This window comes from Vibrio sp. 1978 (assembly GCF_033344345.1).
Genome location: NZ_JAWPOP010000093.1, coordinates 1 through 1,366 on the forward strand (window position 1 = coordinate 1; position 1,366 = coordinate 1,366).

The window sequence follows — 1,366 nt, forward strand, 5'->3', positions numbered from 1 at the left end:
GCAAGGAAAATAAAGAAGAACGGAAAGCAAAAAGGCTCCATCGGAGCCTTTTTGGTATTTGTCGTTAGTTTTCGGTTTGCACTGCAGGTTGGCGTGCTGGGTGTTTGATAAACACCGCCACAATGGCTGCAATTGCCAGCGCGAAACAGTAGTAAGAGTTGGCAACCACTTCTAATGGAGAAAGGTTAAATACTGAGCCTAGCAACAATACTTGCGCGCCGTAAGGCAAAATGCCTTGTACCACGCACGAGAAAATATCCAACAAGCTTGCTGAGCGACGAGGAGAGACATTGTTCTCTTCCGCCAACTGGCGCGCCACGCTACCCGATACGATGATGGCGACCGTATTATTTGCCGTGCAACCATTCACCATAGAAACCAAACCCGCGATACCTAGCTCACTTGCGCGGCTGTTCGCGTGTTTTGAATGGCTAGAGCCAAACGCGTGGATCATGCTGCTCACTAAGTTGGTTAGGAAAGCAAGACCGCCTTGGCGACGCATCAACTCACTCAGACCACCAATCAGCATCGATAGTAGGAAGATTTCCTGCATGTTGCCAAAACCGCTGTACACGTCTTGCGCTAGGTTCGTTAGACCGTAGTCGTCAATCGAAACCAAGCTTACGCCACCCGCCAGTAAAATACCGATAGTCAGCACAACAAATACGTTAAGCCCTGAAACCGCCAAAATCAAAATGGTGACGTACGGTAGCACTTTTAACCATTCAATTGGACCAGTCTCTGGCACTTGAGTCGCAGTGCTATTGAAGGCAAAAATACCCATAGCAACCAGTGCAGCAGGCAGTGCAATGCGGATGTTCTCTTTGAACTTGTCCTTCATTTCACAGCCCTGAGAGCGTGTTGCCGCGATGGTGGTGTCAGAGATGATAGAAAGGTTATCACCAAACATCGCGCCGCTGAGCACAACACCAGCGGTTAATGGCAAGCTCATGCCTGCAGATTGAGCAATGCCCAAAGCCACAGGTGCAACGGCAGCGATGGTGCCCATCGAAGTGCCCATCGCTGTCGCAATGAAGGCTGAGATCATGAAAATGCCAGGTAAAATCATGCTGGTCGGAATGGCAGATAGACCTAAGTTTACGGTAGCATCGACACCGCCAGAAGCCTTTGCAACGGCAGCAAACGCACCTGCAAGCAAGTAGATCATGCACATTGCGATGATGTCTTGATGACCAACACCACGCATAAAATGTTCGATAGAGCGGTTAAGTTTCTCTTTGCTGAGAAGAAACGCAATGATGATGGCTGGTAATACCGCAATTGGTGCTGGCAGCTGGTAGAAGGCAAATTCCACGCCTTGCAAAGATAAGTAAGTGCCTACGCCAATAAATAGCGCAAGGAATAC

Annotated in this window: 1 protein-coding gene; it reads right to left on the bottom strand. The window is 49.1% G+C overall.

Features of this window, described 5'->3' with window-relative positions:
* Nucleotides 1-64: 64 nt before the first annotated feature.
* A partial coding sequence (locus tag R8N49_RS24680; RefSeq protein ID WP_318190162.1) for a Na+/H+ antiporter NhaC family protein occupies nt 65-1,366 on the bottom strand: 1,302 nt, incomplete at its 5' end.